5 protein-coding genes and 1 pseudogene are annotated in these 7,035 nt (G+C 67.9%); 5 read left to right on the forward strand and 1 reads right to left on the reverse strand.

The annotated features are described in order from the left end of the window. The 3 genes and pseudogenes from JHC36_RS01965 to JHC36_RS01975 all read left to right on the forward strand — a co-directional run. Positions 1–310: pseudogene (locus tag JHC36_RS01965) on the forward strand (integrase core domain-containing protein); the annotation flags it as partial. After that, positions 307–1,704 (forward strand): tRNA adenosine(34) deaminase TadA, encoded by a 1,398-nt coding sequence (gene tadA, locus JHC36_RS01970; RefSeq protein ID WP_287915185.1) that lies wholly within the window; start codon positions 307–309, stop codon positions 1,702–1,704. The pseudogene JHC36_RS01965 and the gene tadA, both read left to right, overlap by 4 nt. Positions 1,705–1,754: 50 nt before the next feature. After that, positions 1,755–2,699, forward strand: coding sequence for an LD-carboxypeptidase (locus tag JHC36_RS01975; RefSeq protein ID WP_287915187.1), 945 nt, complete (start codon positions 1,755–1,757; stop codon positions 2,697–2,699). 41 nt (positions 2,700–2,740) lie between these two features. Here JHC36_RS01975 and JHC36_RS01980 read toward each other — a convergent pair whose 3' ends face one another. Next, positions 2,741–3,103, reverse strand: coding sequence for a hypothetical protein (locus JHC36_RS01980; RefSeq protein ID WP_287915189.1), 363 nt, complete (start codon positions 3,101–3,103; stop codon positions 2,741–2,743). Between the two features lie 156 nt (positions 3,104–3,259). Here JHC36_RS01980 and JHC36_RS01985 point away from each other — a divergent pair, with 156 nt between their 5' ends. Both JHC36_RS01985 and JHC36_RS01990 read left to right on the forward strand, forming a co-directional pair. Further along, a complete protein-coding gene (locus JHC36_RS01985) occupies positions 3,260–4,243 on the forward strand; it encodes an FHA domain-containing protein (protein WP_287915191.1) in 984 nt (327 codons plus the stop codon). Positions 4,244–4,347: 104 nt separating this feature from the next. Continuing rightward, the gene (locus JHC36_RS01990) at positions 4,348–6,888 is read left to right on the forward strand and encodes a penicillin acylase family protein (RefSeq protein WP_287915194.1); all 2,541 of its coding nucleotides are present in this window, start codon (positions 4,348–4,350) and stop codon (positions 6,886–6,888) included. Positions 6,889–7,035 lie beyond the last annotated feature (147 nt).

A 7,035-nucleotide genomic window follows, 5' to 3' on the forward strand; every position in this document is an offset into this window, starting at 1 on the left:
ATCGAGCATCGCCTCACCCGCCCTCGGCGTCCTCAGACCAACGGCATGGTCGAGCGCTTCAACGGCCGCATCGAAGAGGTGCTGCGAAGTCACCACTTCACCAGCGGCGAAGACCTCGAACGCACCATTGCCCGTTACGTCTGGCTGTATAACCATCAACTGCCCCAGGGTGACACTCAAAGGACAAACACCCCTGGCCGCCATGCGACAGTGGTACCAAAACCGGGCAGTGAGGCCACAATTTCGGAGTTTTTCGCGGAGTGCCGGCGTGAGATGGTCAATCGCTGCTATTGAAAATGAAGCGCGATGAGCCCCTCTGACGACGACGCGTTCATGCGGCTGGCGCTCGAGGAGGCGCGGCGCGCCGCCGCGGCCGGCGAGGTGCCTGTGGGTGCGGTGTTGGTGCGCGGCGGCGAGGTGATCGCGCGGGGAGCGAACCGGCCGGTGGGCACGCATGACCCGAGCGCGCATGCCGAGATGGTGGCGCTTCGGGAAGGGGCGGCGCGGCTCGGGAACTATCGGCTCGACGGCTGCACGCTCTATGTCACGCTCGAGCCCTGCGCCATGTGCGCCGGTGCGATGCTGCATGCGCGGCTCGCCCGCGTGGTGTTTGGTGCGGCTGACCCCAAGACCGGCGCGGCGGGCTCGGTGCTGAACCTGTTTGCCGAGCCGCGGCTCAACCACCAGACCGCGGTGCAAGGTGGCGTGCTGGCCGATGCCTGCGGCGCGCTGCTGCGTGGCTTCTTTGCCGAGCGGCGGGCCGCGCAGCGTCTAGCCGCCACACCGCTGCGCGACGATGCCTTGCGCACGCCCGAAGATCGCTTTGCCGACCTGCCGGGCTACCCCTGGGCGCCGCACTACGTGAGCGATCTGCCCGCCTTGGCCGGGCTGCGCCTGCATTACCTCGACGAAGGGCCGCGTGAGGCGCCGCTCACCTGGCTTTGCCTGCACGGTAACCCGACCTGGAGCTACCTCTGGCGGCATTTCATTCCGGTGTTCCTGGCCGCCGGGCACCGGGTGGTCGCGCCCGACCTCATCGGCTTTGGCAAGAGCGACAAGCCCAAGAAAGAAGCCGCGCACCGCTTTGCTTGGCACCGGCAGGTGTTGCTCGAACTCGTCGAGCGTCTGAACTTGCAGCGCGTGGTGCTGACCGTGCAGGACTGGGGCGGTTTGCTCGGGCTGACGCTGCCGATGGCGGCGCCCGAGCGCTACCACGGGCTCTTCGTGATGAACACCCTGCTCGCCACGGAGGAGCGGCCTTTGAGTGACGGCTTTCTCGCCTGGCGTGCGTGGTGCGCGAAGCACCCCGACTACGCGGTGAGCCGGCTGATGGCGCGCTCGGTGCGTGGGTTGTCGGAAGCTGAGTGCGCCGCTTTCGATGCGCCGTTTCCCGACCGGGGCTATCGCGCCGCCCTGCGCGCGTTTCCGCAACGCGTGCCCGAAGCGCCGCACGACGAAGGGGCGGACCTTTGCCGCGCTGCCCAGGCGTTTTGGCGCAGCCAGTGGCGCGGACGCAGTTTCATGGCGGTCGGCCTCCAGGACCCGGTGTTCGGGGAGGCCGTCATGGAACGGCTGCGCAGCGACCTTGTTGGCTGCCCAGATCCTTTGCGCTTGCCGGATGTGGGGCACTTCGTGCCCGAGGCGGGCGCGGCGCTTGCGCGCGCGGCGGTGGCACACTTCGGGCAAGCGAGCCGCAGCGACTGAAGATTGGGCGGCTCGTACATCTGCCGATCCGTCCACCCAGCCCTGAGTCCATGAGCCACATTTACGTTTTTTCGCCTTCGGGTGCGGTGCGCGACCGCGCCGCCTTTCGTCGGGGCGTGCGCCGCCTCGAGGCCCTGGGACATCAGGTAGAGGTCGATCCGGCCGCGCTGGACCGGTATCAGCGTTTCGCGGGTGACGACGCGACGCGCGTCGCTGCCGTGGCGCGCGCGGCGGCCAGTGGCGCCGATGTGGCCTTGATGTCGCGCGGCGGCTACGGCCTGACCCGCATCCTGCCGGACCTGCCCTGGAAGGCCATGGCGAAGGCGGTGGAACGCGGCCTTCGTTTCGTCGGTCACAGCGACTTCACCGCCTTGCAGCTCGGCCTGCTCGCCCGCACGGGCGCATCGAGTTGGGCCGGACCGGGTTTGACCGACGACTTCGGCAGCGAGTCCGAACCCGACGAGATCATGGCCGCGTGCTTCGACGATCTGCTGCTGGGGCAGGGCGAGGGGACGGGCTGGCGCCTGAGCGCCGAGCGCGGTGCTGCTGCCGCCGTGGCGGACCCGGCGCTCGATCGGCTGCGCACCCGCGCGGTGCATGGGGCGACGCTTTGGGGGGGGAATCTGTCGATGCTGGTGTCGCTGCTCGGCACGCCCTGGTGGCCCGAGGTGCGCGGCGGCGTGCTGTTTCTCGAGGATGTGAACGAGCATCCATTTCGCATCGAACGGATGCTCACGCAACTCTTACACGCCGGGGTACTGGGCCGCCAAAAGGCGCTGCTGCTCGGCAGCTTCACCCAATACCGACTCACGCCGGCCGATCGTGGGTTTTCGATGAAGACCGTCGTGCAGCGCCTGCGCAGCCTGGTCGACATCCCGGTGCTCACCGGCTTGCCGTTTGGGCACGTGCCGACGAAGGTATTGTTGCCGGTGGGGGCGAAGGTCGATCTGGCGCTCGACGGGCGCGATGCGCTGCTGGTCTGGGGCCACGTCTGACCCGGATTCCGCTGGTGCGGCGGTGAGGGGCTTTGAAAGCGTCAGTGCGTGCGGACGGCAGACGGCTCGGGCGGCTGGCTGCCCCAGAACTCGGGATATCGCCCCTGAAAAACCCGGTCCAGGGCTCGAATCTGCTCCCGCGCGGCGCGCTCACCCAGGCGCTGGGCCAGGCAAAGCATCACGTCGCCGCGCAGAAACCACAGGGCTTCGGCTGTTGGGGCCCCATCGATGCGGTGCCGCAGTTGGCTCGCCAGCGGTCCGTCGTCGTGTCCCAGGGCCGACCGCAAGGCATCCCGTATGGGTTCGAGGCCAGCGTTGTTCAGAGACGGCTTCGCTCCACGGCGCCATGGGATGTGGAACCAATGGGAGAAACCGAAAGTCAGTGCCGGCTTTTTGAGTCGCATGGCGCGCTCCGTCGGAGGGGACGTTCACCCTACGCCCGTCGCGTTCCCAGAGCAAGCCAAACGTTGTGATGGCGCAACGGCCGAGCGCAGAAGTGCCGGAGCCCGCAGGAGTTGTCAGCGTTCTTCCATGCGTTTTCGCTGATGATTGGTTCACTTATGTCGTCTCCCTTGGAATCGAGCCTCTCCAGCCCCGCGGGCACATCGATGCAAACCGTCGTGTTCGCGGACATCACGCGCAGCACCGCCTTGTTCGAGACGCTGGGCGACAGCCGCGCTACCGAGGCCGTCATGCGCCTGACGCGACTGATGGCCGAAGTGTTCAAGGCGCACGGCGGGCGCATCGTCAAGACCTTGGGCGACGGCTTGCTCGCGGTTTTTTCGGACCCGGCCGCTGCCGTTGCCGCCATGGTTGCCCTGCAGCGCGAGCATCAAAGCCGCGCCCAACGCCTGCCGGCCAAGTTCGTGCTGCAGCTGCGCGCCGCAGCGGCGCTGGGGCCCGCGGTCGAGCAAGAGGGCGACTGGTTCGGCGAGGCGGTGAATCTCGCTGCCCGGCTGTGCGATGTGGCTGCAGGCGGTGAAATCTGGGTCAACGACGCACTGGCAGGCATGATTTCGGGCGACCCCGAGCTGCGCGTGCGCTCGCTCGGGCATATTCCGCTACGCGGCTTCTCGACACCGAAGGAAGTGAGCCGGGTCGACTGGAACACGGGCGAGGTCACGGCGATGCAGACGCTGCCTGCGACGCTTGCGCCCGAAGATGTGGCCTTCGAGCTCGCGCGCGCCATGAGCCGCATCGACCTCGACTGGATGAATCAGCACTTGTCCTGCGCGGCCAGCGCCTGCCCGGTGTTCATCGGTCGGGCGCGCGACGTGGATTTCCCGATCAACGACCTGAGGGTGTCGCGCCAGCATGCGCGGATCGACTGGGTCGAAAATCAATTCGTGCTGACCGATTTGAGTTCCTATGGAACCTGGGTGCGCCTGGGCAACGAGGGCAACGAAATCGCGCTGCGCCGCAACGAGTGCGTGCTGGTCGGTTCGGGTGAGCTGGCGCTCGGCGCGCCTTTCAGCGACTTCACCGCGGTGGTCGTGACCTTCGCCGTCCACGACGGAACCATGATGCTCAAGCGCCAGAGCTGAGGGCGCGCTGAATCCGTGTTCGCCACCGCGCGTGTCCGCGGAGAAGGTGGTGGGCAGAGCGCTGCCTTCGCGCACAATCCAACATTCGGTAGGAGGGCATGGCGATGCGTCGTTGGATGGTTCGTCTGGGCGTCGGGCTCGGGGCACTCGTGGTCTTGAGTTTGGCGGTTTTTGCGGTTTGGGTGCAGCGCAGCCTGCCGCTGCTCGATGGCCGGGCACCTCTGCACGGGTTGCAGGCGCCGGTGGAAGTTTGGCGCGACGCATCGGATGTCACGCACATCGAGGCCCGCAGCGCGCCCGATGCCTGGCGTGCGCTCGGTTGGGTCCATGCCCAGGAGCGTGGCTGGCAGCTCGAATTCAACCGCCGGGTGATGCACGGTGAACTCTCCGAAATCCTGGGTGAGGCGACGTTGCCGACGGACCGGCTGCTGCGCGGGCTGGGCATCATGCGCGCGGCGCAGGCGCAGTATGCAGGCCTGCCCGCCGAGGCGCGGGAGGCGCTGGCGGCGTATGCCGAGGGCATCAATGCCTACCATGCGCAGCCGGGGGTGCCGCTGCAACCCGAGTTCCGCGTGCTTGGCGTGGCGCCCGGACGCTGGACGCCCGAGGACAGCGTGGGCTGGGCCTTGATGATGGCGCTGGACCTGGGCGGAAATTGGGGCAACGAATTCGCGCGCCTGTCGCTGCTCGAAAGACTGCCCACGCAGCGGCTGTGGGAGCTCATGCCCGCCTACGAGGGTGAAAAGCCTGCCACGGTGGTCGACCTCGCGGCGCTGTACCAGCGGCTCGGGGTCTACCGGAAGTCGCAAGAAACTCCTGAAAAAGTAGCAAAAAAAGGCCATTTCACGCCGGCATCGTCGGGTTTTTCTTCAAAAATGGGCGCAGCCGAGCCCGCAGGGGAGGCTGCGTCGCTTGCGGCCTGGGCGCAGGCCTTTGTGCGCGACGCCGGCACGCTCGAGGGCAAGGGCAGCAACAACTGGGTGGTTGCGGGCAGCCACAGCACGAGTGGCAAGCCGCTGCTCGCGAACGACCCGCACCTGGGACTCTCGGCGCCAGCCATCTGGTACTTCGCGCATCTGCGCGCCCCCGAAAGCCGCCGCCCCGATGGCTCGGTCATTGCCGGGGTCGACGCGATCGGCGCCACCTTTCCGGGGCTGCCTTTCGTCGTCATTGGGCGCACGGCCGGCGTGGCCTGGGGGGTGACCAACACGGGCCCCGACGTGCAAGACCTCTACCTCGAGCAGATCAACCCCGACAACCCGCATCAATACCGCACGCCCAGCGGCTGGGCCGACTTCACCGAGCGGCGCGAGGTGTTCAAGGTCAAGGGCAAGCCCGATGTCGTCGTGACGATGCGCGAAACCCGCCACGGCCCGGTGCTGAGCGACGCTCAGGACGCGTATGAGCGCCTGATCGACCGCAGTCGCTACGCGGTGGCGCTGCGCTGGAGCGCGCTCGATGCCGACAACCACACCGTCGTCGCGGGCCTCGCATCCAACCGGGCACGCAACGTGCCCGAACTGCTGCAGGCGTTCTCGAACTGGCATTCGCCGATGCAAAACGCGGTGTTCGCCGACACCGAGGGCCGGATCGGCTACAAGGCCATCGGTCGCGCGCCGCTGCGCCGGCCCGACAACGACATCCGCGGCGTCGCGCCCAGCCCGGGTTGGGAAGCGCGTTACGACTGGTCGGGCTGGATCGGTTTTGCCCAAACGCCCCAGGACAACCCCGCGCAGACCGCCGCGCGCGGCTGGATCGCCACCGCCAACGAGCGCATCACCCCCGAGGGCTATCCCTACTTCATGGGGCAGGACTGGCACGAGCCCTATCGCGCCAAACGCATCGCCGAGTTGCTCTCGGCGCGCCCCAAGCACGACCTCGAAAGCCTGCGTGCGATCCAGGCCGACCAGCACTCGGCCGCAGCGATCAAGATCTTCCCTTGGCTCGAGCGCGCCGCCGCCGCTTCCAAGCACCCCTTGGCCGCAGCCGCGCGCCGCGCCCTTGAAGGCTTTGACGGCGTCATGGCCGCCGATCGCGCCGCGCCAGCCATACACGCGGTGTGGGCCGACGAACTCACCCGCGCGTTGATCGAGCCGCGCATCGGCACCGACAAGCTCGAGGCGCTGTACGGCAAGCGGCATTTCCGCAGCGGCGTGGAGGGGATGCTTGCCCGCAAGGATGCGTATTGGTGTGGTGCCAGCGGCTGCGACGCGGCGGCGCTCGCAGCCTTCGATCGCGCGCTCGAGCGCTTGCGCTCGATGCTCGGCGACGAGGTCGCGCAGTGGCAATGGGGCCGCATCCACGAAGCGCTGAGCGTGCACCGGCCTTTGGGCAACGTGCCGGCGCTGGCGCGCTTCTTCGACGTGCGCGTGCCGACCGGGGGCGATAACTTCACGGTCAACGTGGGTCAATACTGGCCCAACGACGCTCAGAACCCGTTCGCCAACCGGCACGCGGCCTCGCTGCGGCTGCTGCATGACCTGTCCGACCCGGAGCAGTCGCGCTTCATCTATCAGACCGGCCAGAGCGGGCTGGTGTTCTCCGACCGGTACCGCGACATGCGGGAGGAATGGGCTGCCGTGCAATACCGTCCGCTGCAGCGCGACGCCACGCGCAAGGCCCACACGCTGACCCTCGAGCCGTAGGGCACCGCTGAGAGGCTGAGAGGGAATTGGTCATGCCCGCTTTGACGCCCCAAAACACGCCCGAGGGCGTTGCAAATGCGCGCCGTAGCCCGAGCTACGGCTGTGCTTTGCGCCTACTCGGGCGCGTTTTGGGGCGCCCCTTCGGGC

Origin of the sequence: Tibeticola sp., assembly GCF_022759015.1 — a bacterium.
Classification (GTDB): domain Bacteria; phylum Pseudomonadota; class Gammaproteobacteria; order Burkholderiales; family Burkholderiaceae_C; genus Tibeticola; species Tibeticola sediminis.